Source organism: Pseudoalteromonas sp. SS15, from assembly GCF_049257195.1.
Classification (GTDB): domain Bacteria; phylum Pseudomonadota; class Gammaproteobacteria; order Enterobacterales; family Alteromonadaceae; genus Pseudoalteromonas.
In genome coordinates, this window is sequence record NZ_JBMMUD010000001.1 from 524,431 (window position 1) to 540,649 (window position 16,219).

17 protein-coding genes are annotated in these 16,219 nt (G+C 40.5%); 12 read left to right on the forward strand and 5 right to left on the reverse strand.

The window, feature by feature from the left end; translation table 11 throughout:
* The 4 genes from trpD to trpA are packed head-to-tail and all read left to right on the forward strand — an operon-like array spanning position 1 to position 4,363.
* Complete coding sequence (trpD, locus tag AAEU28_RS02270) at positions 1-1,005, forward strand: anthranilate phosphoribosyltransferase (protein WP_421962784.1); 1,005 nt, start codon at positions 1-3, stop codon at positions 1,003-1,005.
* Complete coding sequence (gene trpCF / locus AAEU28_RS02275; RefSeq protein ID WP_421962785.1) at positions 998-2,365, forward strand: bifunctional indole-3-glycerol-phosphate synthase TrpC/phosphoribosylanthranilate isomerase TrpF; 1,368 nt, start codon at positions 998-1,000, stop codon at positions 2,363-2,365. The genes trpD and trpCF overlap by 8 nt, the downstream gene beginning before the upstream one ends.
* Before the next feature lie 7 nt (positions 2,366-2,372).
* Entirely contained in the window at positions 2,373-3,557 is a 1,185-nt protein-coding gene (gene trpB, locus AAEU28_RS02280) for a tryptophan synthase subunit beta (RefSeq protein ID WP_421962786.1), read from the forward strand.
* Positions 3,557-4,363 (forward strand): tryptophan synthase subunit alpha, encoded by an 807-nt coding sequence (gene trpA, locus AAEU28_RS02285; protein ID WP_421962787.1) that lies wholly within the window; start codon positions 3,557-3,559, stop codon positions 4,361-4,363. Before trpB ends, trpA begins: the two co-directional genes overlap by 1 nt.
* Before the next feature lie 137 nt (positions 4,364-4,500).
* On the opposite strand, the gene AAEU28_RS02290 is transcribed toward trpA, so the two are convergent.
* On the reverse strand, positions 4,501-4,776 hold the full coding sequence (locus AAEU28_RS02290; RefSeq protein WP_058030026.1) for an HU family DNA-binding protein: 276 nt from the start codon (positions 4,774-4,776) through the stop codon (positions 4,501-4,503).
* Positions 4,777-4,903: 127 nt separating this feature from the next.
* On the opposite strand from AAEU28_RS02290, the gene AAEU28_RS02295 reads away from it, so the two are divergent.
* Positions 4,904-5,500, forward strand: coding sequence for an inner membrane-spanning protein YciB (locus AAEU28_RS02295; RefSeq protein WP_421962788.1), 597 nt, complete (start codon positions 4,904-4,906; stop codon positions 5,498-5,500).
* 85 nt (positions 5,501-5,585) lie between these two features.
* A complete protein-coding gene (locus AAEU28_RS02300) occupies positions 5,586-6,236 on the forward strand; it encodes a CPBP family intramembrane glutamic endopeptidase (protein ID WP_058030028.1) in 651 nt (216 codons plus the stop codon).
* Between the two features lie 214 nt (positions 6,237-6,450).
* On the opposite strand, the gene AAEU28_RS02305 is transcribed toward AAEU28_RS02300, so the two are convergent.
* Complete coding sequence (locus AAEU28_RS02305) at positions 6,451-7,875, reverse strand: sodium-dependent transporter (RefSeq protein ID WP_421962789.1); 1,425 nt, start codon at positions 7,873-7,875, stop codon at positions 6,451-6,453.
* A gap of 178 nt (positions 7,876-8,053) precedes the next feature.
* Between AAEU28_RS02305 and AAEU28_RS02310 the strand changes: the two genes are divergently transcribed.
* The 5 genes from AAEU28_RS02310 to AAEU28_RS02330 all read left to right on the forward strand — a co-directional run bounded on the left by AAEU28_RS02310 (position 8,054) and on the right by AAEU28_RS02330 (position 11,085).
* Positions 8,054-8,353, forward strand: coding sequence for a YciI family protein (locus AAEU28_RS02310; protein WP_421962790.1), 300 nt, complete (start codon positions 8,054-8,056; stop codon positions 8,351-8,353).
* 79 nt (positions 8,354-8,432) lie between these two features.
* A complete protein-coding gene (locus AAEU28_RS02315) occupies positions 8,433-8,681 on the forward strand; it encodes a PepSY domain-containing protein (protein WP_138484578.1) in 249 nt (82 codons plus the stop codon).
* A gap of 1 nt (position 8,682) precedes the next feature.
* Positions 8,683-9,357, forward strand: a complete 675-nt coding sequence (locus tag AAEU28_RS02320; RefSeq protein WP_138484580.1) for a response regulator transcription factor — start codon at positions 8,683-8,685, stop codon at positions 9,355-9,357.
* Positions 9,351-10,682, forward strand: a complete 1,332-nt coding sequence (locus tag AAEU28_RS02325) for an ATP-binding protein (protein ID WP_421962791.1) — start codon at positions 9,351-9,353, stop codon at positions 10,680-10,682. Before AAEU28_RS02320 ends, AAEU28_RS02325 begins: the two co-directional genes overlap by 7 nt.
* Positions 10,675-11,085 carry a hypothetical protein gene (locus AAEU28_RS02330; RefSeq protein WP_421962792.1) on the forward strand — a complete coding sequence of 137 codons (411 nt, stop codon included), beginning with the start codon at positions 10,675-10,677 and terminating at the stop codon, positions 11,083-11,085. Before AAEU28_RS02325 ends, AAEU28_RS02330 begins: the two co-directional genes overlap by 8 nt.
* Before the next feature lie 42 nt (positions 11,086-11,127).
* On the opposite strand, the gene AAEU28_RS02335 is transcribed toward AAEU28_RS02330, so the two are convergent.
* Positions 11,128-12,168, reverse strand: a complete 1,041-nt coding sequence (locus tag AAEU28_RS02335) for an AI-2E family transporter (protein ID WP_421962793.1) — start codon at positions 12,166-12,168, stop codon at positions 11,128-11,130.
* A gap of 110 nt (positions 12,169-12,278) precedes the next feature.
* Here AAEU28_RS02335 and AAEU28_RS02340 point away from each other — a divergent pair, with 110 nt between their 5' ends.
* The gene (locus AAEU28_RS02340; protein ID WP_421962794.1) at positions 12,279-13,175 is read left to right on the forward strand and encodes a TIGR01777 family oxidoreductase; all 897 of its coding nucleotides are present in this window, start codon (positions 12,279-12,281) and stop codon (positions 13,173-13,175) included.
* Between the two features lie 102 nt (positions 13,176-13,277).
* Here AAEU28_RS02340 and AAEU28_RS02345 read toward each other — a convergent pair whose 3' ends face one another.
* Both AAEU28_RS02345 and AAEU28_RS02350 read right to left on the reverse strand, forming a co-directional pair.
* Positions 13,278-15,947, reverse strand: coding sequence for a DUF349 domain-containing protein (locus tag AAEU28_RS02345; RefSeq protein ID WP_421962795.1), 2,670 nt, complete (start codon positions 15,945-15,947; stop codon positions 13,278-13,280).
* Entirely contained in the window at positions 15,937-16,218 is a 282-nt protein-coding gene (locus AAEU28_RS02350) for a YeaC family protein (RefSeq protein WP_058030038.1), read from the reverse strand. Before AAEU28_RS02350 ends, AAEU28_RS02345 begins: the two co-directional genes overlap by 11 nt.
* Position 16,219 lies beyond the last annotated feature (1 nt).

Consider the following 16,219-nt stretch of genomic DNA (forward strand, 5'->3'; position numbering starts at 1 on the left):
ATGGACAGTTTAAATCTATTACTTGAACAACAAGACTTAACATTTGAGCAAGCAAATAGCTTCTTTGATTTGGTTATGCAGGGTGAAGTGTCTGAAATTGAACTCACCGCTGCACTCATTGCATTAAAAATTAAAAAAGAAACGGCACAAGAGATTGCTGGCGCAGCAAAAGCCATGCGTGATCATGCTACTGCTTTTAACGCACATAATCTTGTTTGTGCTGATAGCTGTGGTACAGGTGGCGATGGTTCAAATACCATTAATGTCAGCACCACAGCGGCAATTGTGGCTGCAGCATGTGGTATCAATTTAGTGAAACACGGCAATCGCAGTGTATCAAGTAAATCAGGCTCTGCAGATTTACTCAGAACTCTAGGCATTAATATCGAAATGACGCCTGAGCAAGCCAGTGTATGTTTAAAAGAAACCGGCTTCACCTTCTTATTCGCGCCGCTTTATCACTTAGGTGTGAAGCATGCGATGCCAGTGCGTACCACGTTAAAAACCCGCACGATTTTTAATATTTTAGGCCCATTGACTAACCCTGCCGCCCCACAAGTGCAGTTACTAGGTGTGTATGATAAAAGTTTATGCCTTCCGATGGCCGAGACTTTAAAGACACTCGGTACTGAGCGAGCAATGATAGTGCACGGTGAAGGCACAGATGAAATTGCCCTACATGGCACAACCCATGTGGCTGAGTTGGTTGATGGTGAAATTAAAGAATACACCTTAACCGTTGACGACTTTGGCGTTGAACATTATTCATTAGACCAAATCGCTGGGGATACGCCAGAATACAATGCCAAAGCCAGTATTGAGATTTTAAATGGCACAGCACCTGATGCACACAATGCCGCTATTGCGGTAAACGTCGCTGCATTATTGGTAATGCATAATTTGGCTGCTGATTTTAAAGCCGCCACACAGCAAGTATTAACAATTTTAAAATCTGGCAAAGCAGCAGACAAACTAAAAGAGATCGTCGAGGTAAGCAATGGCTAACGTATTAGAAAAAATCGTTGCAGATAAGCAACAAGAAGTTGCTCTAAGAAAACAACAAAATCCACTAGACTCTTTTATTAACGACCTTGTGCCTAGTGACAGAGATTTTCAAGCAGCACTGGCTGCAACTGGTACACAGTTTATTTTAGAGTGTAAGAAGGCATCGCCATCAAAGGGCCTGATTAGAGATAACTTTAATCTTGATGAAATCACTGGTGTATATGGCAAATATGCCACATGCATCAGTGTGTTAACCGATGAAAAATATTTTCAGGGTAGTTTTGATTACCTGACTTATGTCAGCAAAAAAGTTGACCAACCGCTTATTTGTAAAGACTTCTTCATTGACGAGTATCAGGTTTATCTAGCGCGCTTACATGGTGGTAACGCTATTTTGCTTATGCTGTCAGTACTTGATGATGCACAATATATACACCTTGCCAATGTGGCAAAGTCACTGAATATGTCAATCTTAACCGAAGTCAGTAATGAAGAAGAAGTACACCGCGCACTTGATCTGAATGCTGAAATTATCGGTATTAATAACCGCAACTTACGTGACTTAAGCACGAATTTAGCGACAACCGAGAAGCTCAGAAAGCTAATTCCTGATGGCAAAGTTGTGATCTCTGAGTCGGGGATTTACACGCACCAAGACGTAAAACGTTTAGCGCCATTATGTAACGGTTTCTTAGTGGGCAGCTCTATTATGGCTGAGCAAGACTTAGAAGTTGCTTGCCGTCGTCTTATTCTGGGTGAAAATAAAGTTTGTGGTTTAACGCGTTCTCAGGACGCCCAAGCGGCTTTTAACGCAGGGGCTATTTACGGCGGCTTGATCTTCGCCCCTAAATCGCCCCGCTACGTTGACATTGACTGTGCTAAAGCCGTCATCGATAGCGCACCTTTAAAGTATGTTGGTGTATTCGTAAACGAAGATTTAGAACAAGTCAGTGAAATTGCGCAAACATTAAAACTTGCAGCCGTGCAGTTACACGGCAATGAAGATAAAACTTATATTGAAGCGCTGCGCGCAAAGTTACCTGTAACTTGCCAAATATGGAAAGCACAAGGTGTGACTGATGAACTACCTGAACCAATCTCAGGAGTAGATAAACATTTGTACGATACTAAAACCTCTGCGGGGTTTGGTGGCACAGGTGAAGCTTTTGATTGGTCATTACTGGCTGAGAAGAGCGCGAACAGCTTTATGTTAGCTGGCGGTTTAAACGCAGAAAATGTACTTGATGCAGCTTATACAGGCGCACAAGGACTAGATTTGAATTCAGGGGTTGAACTGAGCCCTGGTAAAAAGTGTTCGCAAAAAATTGCAGATGCTTTTAAAAACATAAGAGGTTATTGAGGTGGAAATGAATAACGCAGCATATTTTGGCGATTTCGGTGGCATGTTTGTACCCGAACTACTCGTCCCTGCACTAAAGCAGCTTGAAGGTGAATTTAATAAATCCCAAAAAGATCCTGAATTTCAGGCTGAGTTTACAAAACTATTAAACGAGTACGCGGGCCGTCCAACGCCGCTAACGCTTACTCGTAATTTAGTTACAAACCCAAAAGTAAAATTGTATTTAAAGCGTGAAGATTTACTCCACGGCGGTGCACATAAAACCAACCAGGTACTTGGTCAAGCATTGCTTACTAAGCGTATGGGTAAAAAAGAAGTAATCGCCGAAACAGGTGCAGGTCAACATGGTGTGGCAACAGCACTTGCCTGTGCACTACTTGGTTTGAAATGCCGTGTTTATATGGGTGCAAAAGACGTTGAACGTCAACAGCCAAATGTTTTCAGAATGCGTTTAATGGGTGCCGAAGTGATCCCTGTAACTGCCGGCTCTGGCACGTTAAAAGATGCTGTAAACGAAGCCATGCGTGACTGGTCTGCAAACTATAAAACAGCCCACTACCTTTTAGGTACGGCTGCTGGCCCACACCCATTCCCGACCATCGTTCGTGAATTCCAAAAAATGATTGGCGAAGAGGCAAAACAGCAGGTGTTAGATACTGAGGGTCGTTTACCTGACGCTGTGATTGCCTGTGTTGGTGGTGGTTCAAACGCCATTGGTATGTTCAGTGACTTTATCGGTGATGAAAGTGTGAAACTCATTGGTGTTGAGCCTGCTGGTAAAGGGCTTGATACTGAAGAGCATGGCGCTGCTTTGTGTAAAGGTACTAAGGGTATTTTACACGGTGCGTATACTTACATTATGCAAAACTCAGACGGCCAAATCGAAGAGTCATACTCTGTATCTGCTGGCCTTGATTACCCTGCAGTTGGCCCTCAGCATGCATTTTTGCATGAAACAGGCCGCGCACAATATGTGGGTATTTCTGATAAAGAAGCACTTGATGCTTTCCAAGCGCTTGCTAAGCATGAAGGTATTATTCCTGCGCTTGAATCAAGTCATGCCCTTGCATACGCATTAAAATATGCCGAAGAGCAAACTGAAGAAACAATTTTAGTAGTGAACTTAAGTGGTCGCGGTGATAAAGACTTAGCACACGTTCACCAAGTACTAGCAGAACAAGGAGCGCTATAATGAGCCGTTATGCACAATCTTTTGCTGCCCTTGCAGAGAAAAATCAAGGGGCGTTTGTCCCGTTCGTGACAATTGGCGATCCAAACAAAGAACTGAGTTTTGAGATCATTAAAAGCTTGATCGACGGTGGTGCGGATGCGTTAGAGCTAGGTATTCCATTTTCAGATCCAATTGCAGACGGCCCAGTGATTCAAGCTGCGAATATTCGCGCCCTAGAGCAAAATATTAATACCCAAGACTGCTTTGATATCATTAAGCAAGTTCGTGAATATAATCAAGATATTCCGATTGGCCTATTACTATATTCAAATCTTATTTTTGCGCGTGGTATCGATGCTTTTTATCGTGAAGCAAAAGAAGTCGGCGTAGATTCAATTTTAGTGGCTGATGTGCCGCTTCATGAATCTAAAATGTTCAGAAGCGCTGCAAAAGCTGCAGACATTGAACCTATTTTCATTGCGACACCAAACGCAGATGACGATACTATCCGCACTTGTGCAAGCTATGGCCGCGGTTACACCTACCTGCTTTCACGCGCAGGGGTAACTGGCACAGAAACAAAAGCGCAAATGCCAGCTGACTCTATGATTTCTAAATTAAAAGAATATCATGCAGCGCCTGCACTGTTAGGCTTTGGTATTTCAACACCTGACGATGTAAAAGCGGCGCTAAATTCTGGTGCTGCGGGTGCAATCTCGGGTTCTGCTGTGGTTAAAATTATCGAGCAAAGCCTGAACGAGCCAAGCGTAATGCTAGACTCGTTACAAAGCTTTGTTGCGACGATGAAATCTGCAACCCAAAAATAGTTTCTCCGTCCTACATGAAGCTGCAGCGGTGTTGGCTACGCTGGATAACCCTACTTTCATAGAAAACCTATGTTCATTGGGATTAACTTACTTGCCGCCTAGCTGCAATTCCAAGTAGTTTGACGAAACTTTGATGCTTAGTTCGCTAAGGCGTCTTTCAGCGCCTTAGCAACTTTAAATTGTACCTTGTTTGCCCCTTCAATCATGATCTCTTCACCCGTTTGCGGATTTCTGCCCATCTTTGCCGGGTGATAGCTCAGTGCAAACGTACCAAAACCAGAGATAGGCACTTGATCGCCCTCAGATAAGCGCTTTTTTATGATCGCCAAAATACTATTCAAAGCTGCCTGAGAATCCTTCTTCGTTAACTCACTGTGTGCCGCCATGGCCGATACTAATTCTGACTTGTTCATATATATACTGGTTTATTACTGCTAGAGGGTGGCAGAGCCTAAAAATATTTTTTGTGAATGTCAACTTGCAGTCTTACTCAAATATTGTTAATACTTTGTTGTAGGACGTAATTTAAGAGAGGTATCTATGACTGCATTATTTGAATACTTACCCCTTATCCTATTTTTCTTAGTCTACAAAATGGTCGATATATTCTGGGCGACTGCGGTATTGGTCGGTATATCATTACTGCAAATTGCATATCAATATTTCACTGAGGGTAAGATCTCAACCAAAACTTGGGGTTTCTGTGTGATTGCTTTATTTCTAGGTGGTATGACAATCATATTCCAAGATGAACAGTACATTATGTGGAAAACGACGGCTATTTACGGCTTGCTCGCAGCTGCCTTGGTCATTTCTCGATTTATATTTAATAAGAACCTCGTAAAAACGGCTCTACTCAGTATGCTAAAAACCGCAGCTGAGAAACAAGGTGAGAAAGAATTAAAGGTGGATGTACCAAAATCAGTGTATGAAAAGCTCAATACGCTTTGGTTTGTATTCTTAATCAGTATTGCAATCTTAAACCTTTATGTCGCCTATAACTTCTCGCTCGACTTTTGGGTTAATTTCAAAGTCTTCGGTCTCGCAATCGTCACATTTATTGCCGTATTGCTCACTGTTTTTCGAATTTTTGAATACTTACCCGATGGGTTTCAAGAACAAGAAAACAAAAAATAATCCCGCAAATTTAATAAAACTGTCGCTTTTTTAGTCTAGGGGCAAACTATACTTTTTTAATAATATTTAAGAATGGGGTTTGCCTTTGACTGCTTCGCAATATCGTTGGTTTGAGCTCTGTGGCGTATTTTTCTGCTTACCGCTGTTTACTTATTTATTTAAAGATTACCTATCCAGTTGGTTGTTCCCTGCTTTACTTATCCTTATGATTGTTTGCACCTTTCTATTGCTCACCGACCCGCACTTTAAGCGCTTTCGTTTAACTTCTTTAGGTCAATTTTCACAAGTCAAACATCGACTTTTTACTGGCTTCTTCATTGGCGCATTGTTCAGTGCCATGTTATTTGGCTTGGCCAATCAAACGCTATGGTTTGCTATGCCAAAGAATGAAACCACTCAATGGTTAATCTTATTGATTGCATATCCGCTGCTTTCTGTTTTGCCTCAAGAGCTTATTTTTAGAAGCTATTTCTTCCATCGTTATAAACATATTCTGCCAAGTAAAAATGTGCGTATCTTTTTAAGTGCGCTTAGTTTTGCCCTCGCCCATTGTGTATACGATAACTGGGTTGCAATTGCGCTTTCATTCGCAGGCGGACTGTTATTTTCTTACACCTATGCACACAGTCGCTCATTAATGGTATGTGTACTAGAGCATAGCTTGTGGGGTTTATGGATGTTTACTATAGGGGTTGGCAGCTATTTAGATTCCGGGATGCGAATAACCACGGGATAAAAATTAATACCAACCCTCCATAATACTTAATCATTTTAAGGGATTAAAACTGACGCTAGCTTCGTTAAAAATTTCTCATTTAGAGCAACTAAATAGCAAAATTTTCGCCTCGCTATCGACAAGTTTTTCTTGCCTCAAAATAGATCACTTAATTAAAAGGGTTGGTATAAAAAAGGCCGAATAATCGGCCTTTTAACTTAAATATTGATGCGGGTTAAAAGCCAAATAGGCTTACTGCAAAAAACTTAGTGGCTACAGTATTTACAAAGATAAGTAGTAAAATCACAGGTATAAATGTCGATAGTGAAAAGTTCACATATTTCTCCATAAAACTACCTGAATAGCTGTCACAGCCCTGAGATAACTCTTCAGAAAGCTTGGCTTTCTTCCAGCGATAAGTGACAAACAAGCACACCATTAGACCATTCAGCGGTAAAATTGTGTCGTAGAAAACATCGTATACGATATCGAACATACTCTTGTCTGCACCACCATAACTAACAAACTGAGTTAGCCAATCAACCATACCAAATGACATCGTACACAGCACTGTCAGTAGACCTGTAGCACCAGCTAAAATTAATAATGCTACCTTGCGACTTACGCCTTTTTCTTCGATTAAAGCAGCTGTTGGTACTTCAACAATTGATACAAGAGAGGTAATTGCCGCAAAAAATACCAGTAAGAAGAAGACAAACGCCACGATTGACGCACCGGTATAACCAATGTCAGTTTGCAGTGCTAAAAGAATTTTAGGTAGATAAACGAAAATCATTGAAACCGATGAATCTGATAGCTCTTCTGGATTCGTCGCTGGATTGAAGCTGAAGATAGCAGGCAGAACCATAAGGCCAGCAATAAATGCCACTAACGAGTCAGTGATGGCGACCATTTTTGCGCCACCTACAATGTCGTCTTTTTTAGAGATATAAGACGCATAAGTCATTAAGATACCCATACCTAAAGATAATGAGAAAAATGCTTGAGACAAAGCGCCATTTAGAACACTGGCATCCATCTTAGAAAAGTCTGGGACAATGTAATACTCAACACCAGCCATGGCGTTATCTAGCGTGAGTACATACGCGACTAAACCAATTAGTAGTACAAATAGTGCGGGCATTAGAAACTTAGCTGCTTTTTCAATGCCTTCTTTAACACCACCCACTAGAATTAAGTTCACAATGATTGCAACTACAACCATGTAAACAAAAACCGTGTTTTGATTAATGAACTGACCAAAATGATCTGGATTAGCCAGCATATCCAAGTTACCTAATGCAGTTTGCGCTAGATAACCAAATATCCAAACTGTAATTACCATATAAAATACAGCAATCATAAAAGGAGTTAGTACAGCGAGGCCGCCCGCAAAAGACCACTTTTTGTCATTACCAGATAAAGATTTATATGCACCATATGGGTCTTTCTGTGCTTTACGACCCATTGCCATTTCAGCCATCATCACAGGCAAACAGATAAAAGCCACAAATAATGCATAAACTAATAGAAAGGCTCCACCACCATTTTTTGTTGCAGAGACGGGAAAACCAACTAAGTTACCTATACCTACTGCAGAGCCTGCAGCAGCTAAAATAAAGCCTAGTTTTGAACTAAAATGCTCTCTGTTCGCACTCATTAAAACGTCATCCTGTTGTTATTGTTTTTTTACTTCCGCCCGACTCTACCGTCATAGGATACTGTTATCAAGTTTTTAACGTGAAACACTGCGTCTCATAGTATTGCCATTTACAAAGGGCGTATAGAAAGCTTACCATTGCATACAATTTCATACAGACCCGAATAAAGTGAATTTTATGTTGTATATGATCTACTCTACTGATGTAGAGAATTCTTTAGAAAAACGTTTAGCTACTCGCCCTGCTCATTTAGAAAGACTCATGGCTTTAAAAGAACAAAATCGTCTATTCGCAGCGGGTCCTCTTCCTGCAATTGATAGTGAAGAACCAGGTTCAGCTGGTTTTACAGGCTCACTAGTTGTCGCAGAGTTTGAGTCTCTTGAAGCTGCCCAGCAGTGGGCTGATGCAGATCCATATATTGCTGCTGGCGTATATGCTCACAGTGTTGTTAAACCATATAAAAAGGTTTTGCCTTAACAACAAGTTCAGCTTTGGTTAATTCGTTAACTTATATTCTGAACACAATTGTTAAGCAGCCCTGTAACTGGAGCTCAAAATGCGTCTAACACTAGTTGGTTTTGTTGTTAGTTTAAGCTTGTCACTGATGTCAGCGACAGTCATTGCCAATAACAAAGCCAATATCGACAAAAAACAAGCTATTACGCTGGCCCTAGCAGAATATGCAGGAAAAACGTTAAAAGTATCAGAAGAAAACACCTATTTTGTCGTGAGGATCTTGCAAAAGGACGGACGCATTGTTGACCTCAAAGTAGATAAAAAAACAGGCAAAGTGAAGAAGGATTAGTATGCGAATTTTAGTGATCGAAGATGATATTCAACTGGCTGAGAATTTACGCTCAGCACTAGAAAAAGAAAAATACAGTATCGATTTATGCCATGATGGTGAATCTGGTTTATTTCACTTACAAGAATACCCGCTTGATTTAGCGGTAGTTGATTTAGGTCTACCTAAATTAGACGGTATCGAACTGATTAAACGCGCCAGGAAAGCGGGGGTGACTATCCCCATTTTAATTCTAACTGCCCGCGAACGTTGGCAGGATAAAGTAGAAGGGCTAGATGCTGGTGCTGATGACTACTTAACAAAGCCATTCCATGTTGAAGAGCTTGTGGCTCGTTGTAACGCGTTAATCCGTCGTAGTGCAGGCCAAGCAAATCCAGAAATTAATATTGGTCCTGTTAAAATTCACACCCGCTCACAACAAGTGTGGGTCAATGAAAAAGAATTAACTCTCACTGCTTACGAATACAAAGTGCTTGAATACTTAATGGTCAACCCGCAAAAGGTGATTTCTAAATCTGAACTTACTGAGCATATTTATGATCAAGACTTCGATTTAGATTCAAATGTAATTGAAGTGTTTGTGCTTAGGCTACGTAAAAAACTCGATCCTGAAGGCGTACTTAACCCAGTTGAGACTTTAAGAGGCAGAGGCTACAGGTTTAAGAGTCAGTGGTAAATTCTACACAGGTTCCATTGAAAATAAGACAAGGCTTCGTCCTTGTCTTTGTGCTTATAATCGCCCTTCCCGTATTGTTTTACTCTGTAAGCAGTGCCTATTATGCGTCACTTGTCGATGCCACCGAAAAAAACTTAGAAGCGCACTTATATTCACTCATTTCAGAAGTCGAGTTTATTGATGAATCGGTAAAAATGCCCAATACCATATTGGCACCCGAATTAAATCGCATTGACTCCGATACTTTCGCGCTTATCTACCAAAACAATGATTTGGTTTGGTATTCGGAGTCTGCTGTCTCACTTGAATTTAACCCTGATTCAATAGACTCTGAGACTGGTGCATCTGAATTCAAACAAGTGCACTATCAAGGCAATGCATACTGGCAACTCAGCCTCACTGTTATCTTAGGTAATGCCGAACAATCTCAACAAGCTGTGTTTATCCTGCTGCGAGACGATAATGCTTTAGAAGATATATTGTCCGAGTTTACAGACACATTAATGACTTGGATGTTAATTCTCGGTGCCATCATGACACTTTTAATGAGTTTAGGTTTTATCTGGAATATGCGACCTCTGCAGCGTTTAGACAAAGAAATTAAAGCGATTGAATCTGGCAAAAAGGAGCGCTTATCACATACTTATCCTGTTGAGCTCCAAGCTATTACAGAAGATCTAAATTTACTCCTTGAGTCTCAACGCCGACAAAAAGAACGATATAGAGCGTCATTAAGCGACTTAGCACATGCACTGAAAACGCCCTTAGCTATTTTAAAATCTAGTCCTATGGCAAATGATAATGATGCACAAGAGCAACTCGATAGGATCAACAGTATGATAGAACATCAGTTAAAGCGTGCTGCGACTGGTGGTACCGATACTTGGAAGAAAACCACCTCTGTTGCCCCTGTACTTGAATCGATTTTAAATGCGATGAAAAAGGTATATCATGAGAAAGCAATTGATTTTCAATCGAATTGTGCTGATAAAACGAAGTTTTTAGGCGATAAAACAGATTTAATGGAGATACTGGGCAACCTTATCGACAATGCCTGTAAAGCCTGTGTAAGCACTGTCCATGTTAATGTCACAAGTGATGAAAAGACCCTGAAAATTGAAATTTGTGATGATGGACCAGGAATTGAAGTCGGTGCTCGAAAAAAACTGTTACAACGCGGCACCCGCTTAGATACTTATGAATCAGGTCATGGCGTTGGACTCGCAATTGTGGCAGATTTGGTGAATGATTATCAAGGAAATATAGAGATAGGCTCTGCTTCACTAGGCGGTGCGTTGTTTATTGTTGAGTTTAAATATGACTAATTTTTTTAGATTACTTTTTTGTGCAGGATTACCACTAATAACACTTTCAACACACGCCTATGAGCTTAGAGAGTGTAAGCCAATACAAAGTAACTCTCCTGCTGAGGCTAGACAGTTTATAAAGTGCCTTGATAGCAATATTGAGACATTAGACAGGGAAAGAACTATCTGGATTAAAAAGCTGGTGATGGATATGGAAGAGCTTGAGCAAGACACCGGCAATACTCAACTGTTACCTATCATAAGACGAAGTTTAAAACATCAAGACAATTACATTGAAGACAGCTGCAGATGGCGCTACCTTCATAAGATGCCAAATTCAACCAAAGCTGCTGTTGCATATAAAGAATGCAAGATACGTTTATATACACGCCATATTGAAGATTTGAAACTTAGTTATTAAGCAACAATAAAAACGGCGCTCTTTCAGCGCCGTTTTCAATAATTAACTTAGCTTTGATTCTGTTTCTTCACCACTACCTAGCATAGTCGCTAGCCACTGCCCTTCTTCGCTATTTTCTAAGGCAATTTTCACCACCATGGTTAATGGTACTGATAACAGCATTCCCACAGTCCCAAACAGCCAGCCCCAGAAGATTAAAGAAAGGAACACGACTAAAGTAGATAAGCCGAGCCCTTTACCCATATATCTAGGCTCTATAACGTTCCCCATAACCGTGTTTATCGCCACATAACCAAGTGCAACAAAGCCACTGACAAGAGGGCCTTGGGTGATAAGTGCAATTAAAACCGCAGGCACTGCGGCAATAATAGAGCCGATATTAGGAATATAGTTTAATAAAAACGCGACAACGCCCCATAAAACAAAGTAGTCGACATCTAATATCCAAAGTAACAATGCAGCGCAAAAACCCGTTGCTAAAGACACCAAAGTTTTAATGGCCAAATAAGAGTTAATAGATTCTAGAAATTTATCGATTTGTTTTTGTCGCATTTCAGGGTCATCTAAGGCCAAATGCACTTTCTTATTGATCATCGGTGCTTCGAATAACATAAACACCACAGTTAAGATGATTAAGAAAATATTGGCCATGGCCGCGCCAAACCCAGTCAGCATATTGGTTGCCATATCAATCATTTTACCCGGATCAAACAATGCAATGAGCTGTTGTTTATCGATTAAAATATTGTACTGTGCAGCAGTATCTACCAACCAGACAAAACGGGCCTGTAGATCTTCTCTATATTGTGGCAATTGCTGCGAGAAATCATTCAAAGATTGGCCAACTAAGCCAGCTAGACTAGAGCCAACAGCCACTATCATTAACATGATAAGTAAGATAGCAATGCCTTTAGGTACTTTATAGCGGGCAAAGAATCTTAGTAATGGATTACAGATGATGGCAATAAATGCAGCCAATATAAATGGCACAATGATATCCGTGGCCAGTTTAAGGCCTGCCAGCACGATAAACAGTGATGCGATAATTACCAAGCTTTTACTTAAACCTTGAAGAGACGACACATAAATTCCTTCGAAAACAAGTTTACATTTATTCTACTTCAACAATACTTAATTGATCCATCAATGATTTTTTACGTATGAAATCTAAATATAAGCGCTAAGGTTGTAGGATGAAAATACTGATAACAGGTGCAACGGGATTAATTGGCTCCGCACTTTGCAAAATGCTCGCTGACAAGCACGAACTGATAGCTTTAACTAGAAACATAAACAAAGCTAAAAGCAGATTATCAAATTCAATCAAATTTATTGATAACCTTGAAGATTTAAATTTTGATGATTTGGATGCAGTGATTAATCTTGCTGGAGAGCCCATCGCAGACAAACGATGGAGCGCGCAACAAAAGCAAAAAATTTTTCAAAGCCGTTTAGGTATTACCGAGCAGATCGTCACTAAAATAAACGCCAGTGATGCACCGCCTAAAGTGTTTATTTCTGGAAGTGCTATTGGATTTTATGGTCGTCAACCTGCAGAGAATGTTGTCACTGAGTCATACTCGTCAACGTACCCTGAATTTAGCCACCAGCTCTGTAAACAATGGGAAGAGCTCGCTCTACAGGCACAGTCACCTGAAGTGAGAGTTTGCCTGCTAAGAACAGGTATTGTACTCAGCAAACAAGGTGGTGCTTTGGACAAAATGCTGCCCCCTTTTAAGTTAGGATTGGGTGGCAAAATGGCATCAGGCAAACAAATGATGTCCTGGATCCATATCGATGACATGATCAACGCCATTGTCTTCTTACTTGATGAGCCAAGTGCCCATGGTGCGTTTAACCTGACAGCCCCTGAGCCTGTTAGCAATTCTAATTTTACTCAAATACTCGCAAAAACCTTAAAACGCCCTGCTTTGTTTCCTATGCCAGAATTTGTTTTGAAACTACTCTTTGGTGAAATGTCTGACTTATTAATATATGGCCAAAATGTCATCCCTAAAAAGCTCGAACAGCAAGGGTTTAAATTCAAGTTTAAAACACTTGATACTGCTCTGAATGAGGTTTTGAATTGACCTCAATCTGTGACCTCGTTTTTTCTAGACATGATTTTGAAATATATAGAAATAATAAAAACCACGCAATTGCGTGGTTTTTATTATAAGAATTACTTGGTTCTAAAGAAGTTTAAGCAATCTTTCTGACTGTAATTCAGCTGTAGGCGTACTTGATAAGTATGCAGATAAATAATGGTCAAAATCTACTTTTTGACCTTGCAATTTATCATCTAACATAGCTACTTGTTCTGACATGCGCTCTGGGCTTGAGCTCTCATCATTCATTTTGTCAGACAAGATTTCAAGGCGTAAAATCAACTGCTCACTAGACAAATTCACATCGATTTTGCTAATAAACTCAGCAGGGATCGAGCCACCATTTTCAAGCGCCACCTTTAACGCATCAAATCGAGCGGTATTGGCAAGCTGCTCAAGCTCAACTAACTTATGCTGTAATTCAGAAATGAACTTTTGAGCTTGCTTTTTGACAGCTGGCAGAAAGTTAATTTCAGATAATTGAGAAATCAACTTTTTGATTTCAGCTTCGCTAGCGTTTTCAGGCAACTGAGCTTTAATTTCATCAAATTGTTGCTGCTGCTCTGAGTTCAGCGCATCTTTCTCAGCTTTTTGAGATTCAAATTCCGCACTGCGTTTCGCAAACACGGCATCGTTATGTTCTCTGAAAGCTTGCCATAACTGATTTTCTTTCTTGTTACCTGCAAAACCGATTGTTTGCCACTGCTTTTGTAGCGATTTCAATACGTCGCACGCTTGTGCTAAATCCTCAGCAGCAATTTGCTCAGCTGCTGTATCAACTAGACCTTGCTTTAACTGAGCATTATGTTCATGTTGTGAACGGATCGCATCACCAATGAGTTTGGCTTGCGTTTTGAATGCATTATTCAGTGATTTATATACATCACTGTCAACACTGCCTGCTGCACGCCACTGTTTATTTAGCTTATTAAACTGGCTTTCATATTCACGCCAGTTAAACCCTTCTACTGATGTGTCTGTTGCGGCGAGTTCTGACATTTGTTTAATCAAAGCTTCACGCGCTTGCTTTGCTTTTTCACGTTGTTGCTCTTGTTCAGCAAAGAAGGCACGACAAGGTGCAAATAGCAGCTCTAGTTTTTCATCGAACTGCTTCGCTTGTAGCTTCTCTTCGTCAGTATCAACTCGGCCTAATTCATGCCATTGTGCACGTAGCTTCTTAACTAACTCAGCGCGTTGTTTAGGCGCTAAATCACAGCTTTCAATATGCTCATCTAACACAGTTAAAAGCGCTACACGCTTTGGTGCTGACGCGTACTTTTGCCAATCACGAATATCATCTAACTGCGTAGCAATTTGCTCTCGAAGCGGTTCAAGCTGTGCTTGGTTTACTGCTGTTAAACGTTCAAAGTGCTCGTTGAATCCTTTAAACACGCCAAATGCGACTTTACTTCTGCCTTGCTCAACAAGTCGTTGAACATCTTTGGCTTTACGTCTAGCTTGTTTAAGCTCATTTTGTTGCGCATCAAGTTGTTCAGCCATGGCAGCTTTAAACTGCTTGCTTAACGCACTAAGCTTTGCTTTAGCTGGTTTTTTTAGTGTGTTAGGTAATTGTTCAATAATACCTTTCGCATTGTTGTAAGCCGACTTTTGCGAATTTAAAGTGTCATCAAGCTCACTCAATTCAGTTGATGGCGTGACATTCGCAAGTGCGTCAAGTGCAGTTTGGGCAGCTTGGTTTGCAACAACCAGTTCAGGTAATTGCTTTAATTGGCTTTCAAATTCTGTAAGTGTGTCTAAATGCTTAACGAGCTTATCACTGTACTCACTAGATGTTATTTTACCACGTACTTGACTAAGCTGAGTCCCTAGCTCCGTCTGTTTTGACACATCTAGTTGCTCTAGCGCATTTACTAACGCTTGTTCAGCTAGATTCAATTGTGACTCAACTTCTTTAAGGAACGCCTCTTTTTCACGCTTCGCTTGCTCAGCTTTTTCTGCCGCTTCGAACTCAGTTTGTAAAGCAGTCAAATGTGAAGAAATACGCGCTTCTATTGCGCTGTACTTTTGCTGATTTTCTTTTATAGCTTCTTCATCTAACCAAGACAGCTCTAGACCTTGCCACTGCTCAGTTAAAATTCCGAATTGGTTGTTTACTTCTTTGTAATCGTGCTTGTCTCTGAGCGCATTTAGCTTAGCTAAAATCATTTTGACTTGCGCAAGTACTTCAGCCGGTTTTTCTTTTGCCAGTTTTTGTTGCTCAAGAGCTTGCTCAAGTGCCGCTTTTGCGTCACCTTTCGCTGATTTTAATAACTGCTTTTGTAAGCCGTATTGCTCGACCAGAGGTAAAAGCAACAACTGCAGTTGTTCATCGTCTTGTTTAAAGCTCTGCTCAATCAGTTTAGGCTGAGCAAGACGTTTTAATAGTTTTACGCGAACTTCTAGGCTTGATTCAGAAAAAGCTAGCTTTTCTAGCACTCGTTTCGATGCGTATCTATCTACATATTCTTGGCGAATAGTACCGTCAAGTTCACTTTTACCGTTTAATACTGCACTGCTAATATGTTGTTCTGCTAGCTCTTTGAGGGCTTGGTCTTGTTTATAAGCTTGCCACCAAAGACTCAAGCTATTTAATTTATTTAAGGCTTTTTGTCTGATTTCAGTCGAATTATCTTCTAATGCCATCGTCTTTAAAACATCAGCATCCTTGTCTTGCTCTAGCTTATTAAGCGCCTGAAGTCTTACTTCAGTTTTTGGGTGTTTCCATTTTGGGGTAAATAGGTGTTTAAAGATCATTTTCACTGAACCTGGCTATCTCATTTTCTTTTTTAAATTCTTGTTGTAGTTCTCTTTTGGACTTCTGAACCATTTCCCCTTCTGCGTTGATGGTGAATTGCTCATTAGTCTTGGCTACTTTTGCCTGATAAAGCATAACAAGTTGTACTGTTTGCTCTTTTTGAGCTTCTGTCAGTGGAGTGCCATCAGGCCACTTACCTGTTGAGGCCCCATACTGCAAACGCTCAAATAATTCGGGTGTTAAATTATTTACTAAGCTGTCTATGTTCATG

Excerpts from the sequence above, each read along its gene's own strand:
- trpD (WP_421962784.1), top strand. The coding sequence starts at position 1 with ATGGACAGTTTAAATCTATTACTTGAACAACAAGACTTAACATTTGAG.
- trpCF (WP_421962785.1), top strand. The coding sequence starts at position 998 with ATGGCTAACGTATTAGAAAAAATCGTTGCAGATAAGCAACAAGAAGTT.
- trpB (WP_421962786.1), top strand. The coding sequence starts at position 2,373 with ATGAATAACGCAGCATATTTTGGCGATTTCGGTGGCATGTTTGTACCC.
- trpA (WP_421962787.1), top strand. The coding sequence starts at position 3,557 with ATGAGCCGTTATGCACAATCTTTTGCTGCCCTTGCAGAGAAAAATCAA.
- AAEU28_RS02290 (WP_058030026.1), bottom strand. The coding sequence starts at position 4,776 with ATGAACAAGTCAGAATTAGTATCGGCCATGGCGGCACACAGTGAGTTA.
- AAEU28_RS02295 (WP_421962788.1), top strand. The coding sequence starts at position 4,904 with ATGACTGCATTATTTGAATACTTACCCCTTATCCTATTTTTCTTAGTC.
- AAEU28_RS02305 (WP_421962789.1), bottom strand. The coding sequence starts at position 7,875 with ATGAGTGCGAACAGAGAGCATTTTAGTTCAAAACTAGGCTTTATTTTA.
- AAEU28_RS02310 (WP_421962790.1), top strand. The coding sequence starts at position 8,054 with ATGTTGTATATGATCTACTCTACTGATGTAGAGAATTCTTTAGAAAAA.
- AAEU28_RS02315 (WP_138484578.1), top strand. The coding sequence starts at position 8,433 with ATGCGTCTAACACTAGTTGGTTTTGTTGTTAGTTTAAGCTTGTCACTG.
- AAEU28_RS02320 (WP_138484580.1), top strand. The coding sequence starts at position 8,683 with ATGCGAATTTTAGTGATCGAAGATGATATTCAACTGGCTGAGAATTTA.
- AAEU28_RS02330 (WP_421962792.1), top strand. The coding sequence starts at position 10,675 with ATGACTAATTTTTTTAGATTACTTTTTTGTGCAGGATTACCACTAATA.
- AAEU28_RS02340 (WP_421962794.1), top strand. The coding sequence starts at position 12,279 with ATGAAAATACTGATAACAGGTGCAACGGGATTAATTGGCTCCGCACTT.
- AAEU28_RS02345 (WP_421962795.1), bottom strand. The coding sequence starts at position 15,947 with ATGATCTTTAAACACCTATTTACCCCAAAATGGAAACACCCAAAAACT.
- AAEU28_RS02350 (WP_058030038.1), bottom strand. The coding sequence starts at position 16,218 with ATGAACATAGACAGCTTAGTAAATAATTTAACACCCGAATTATTTGAG.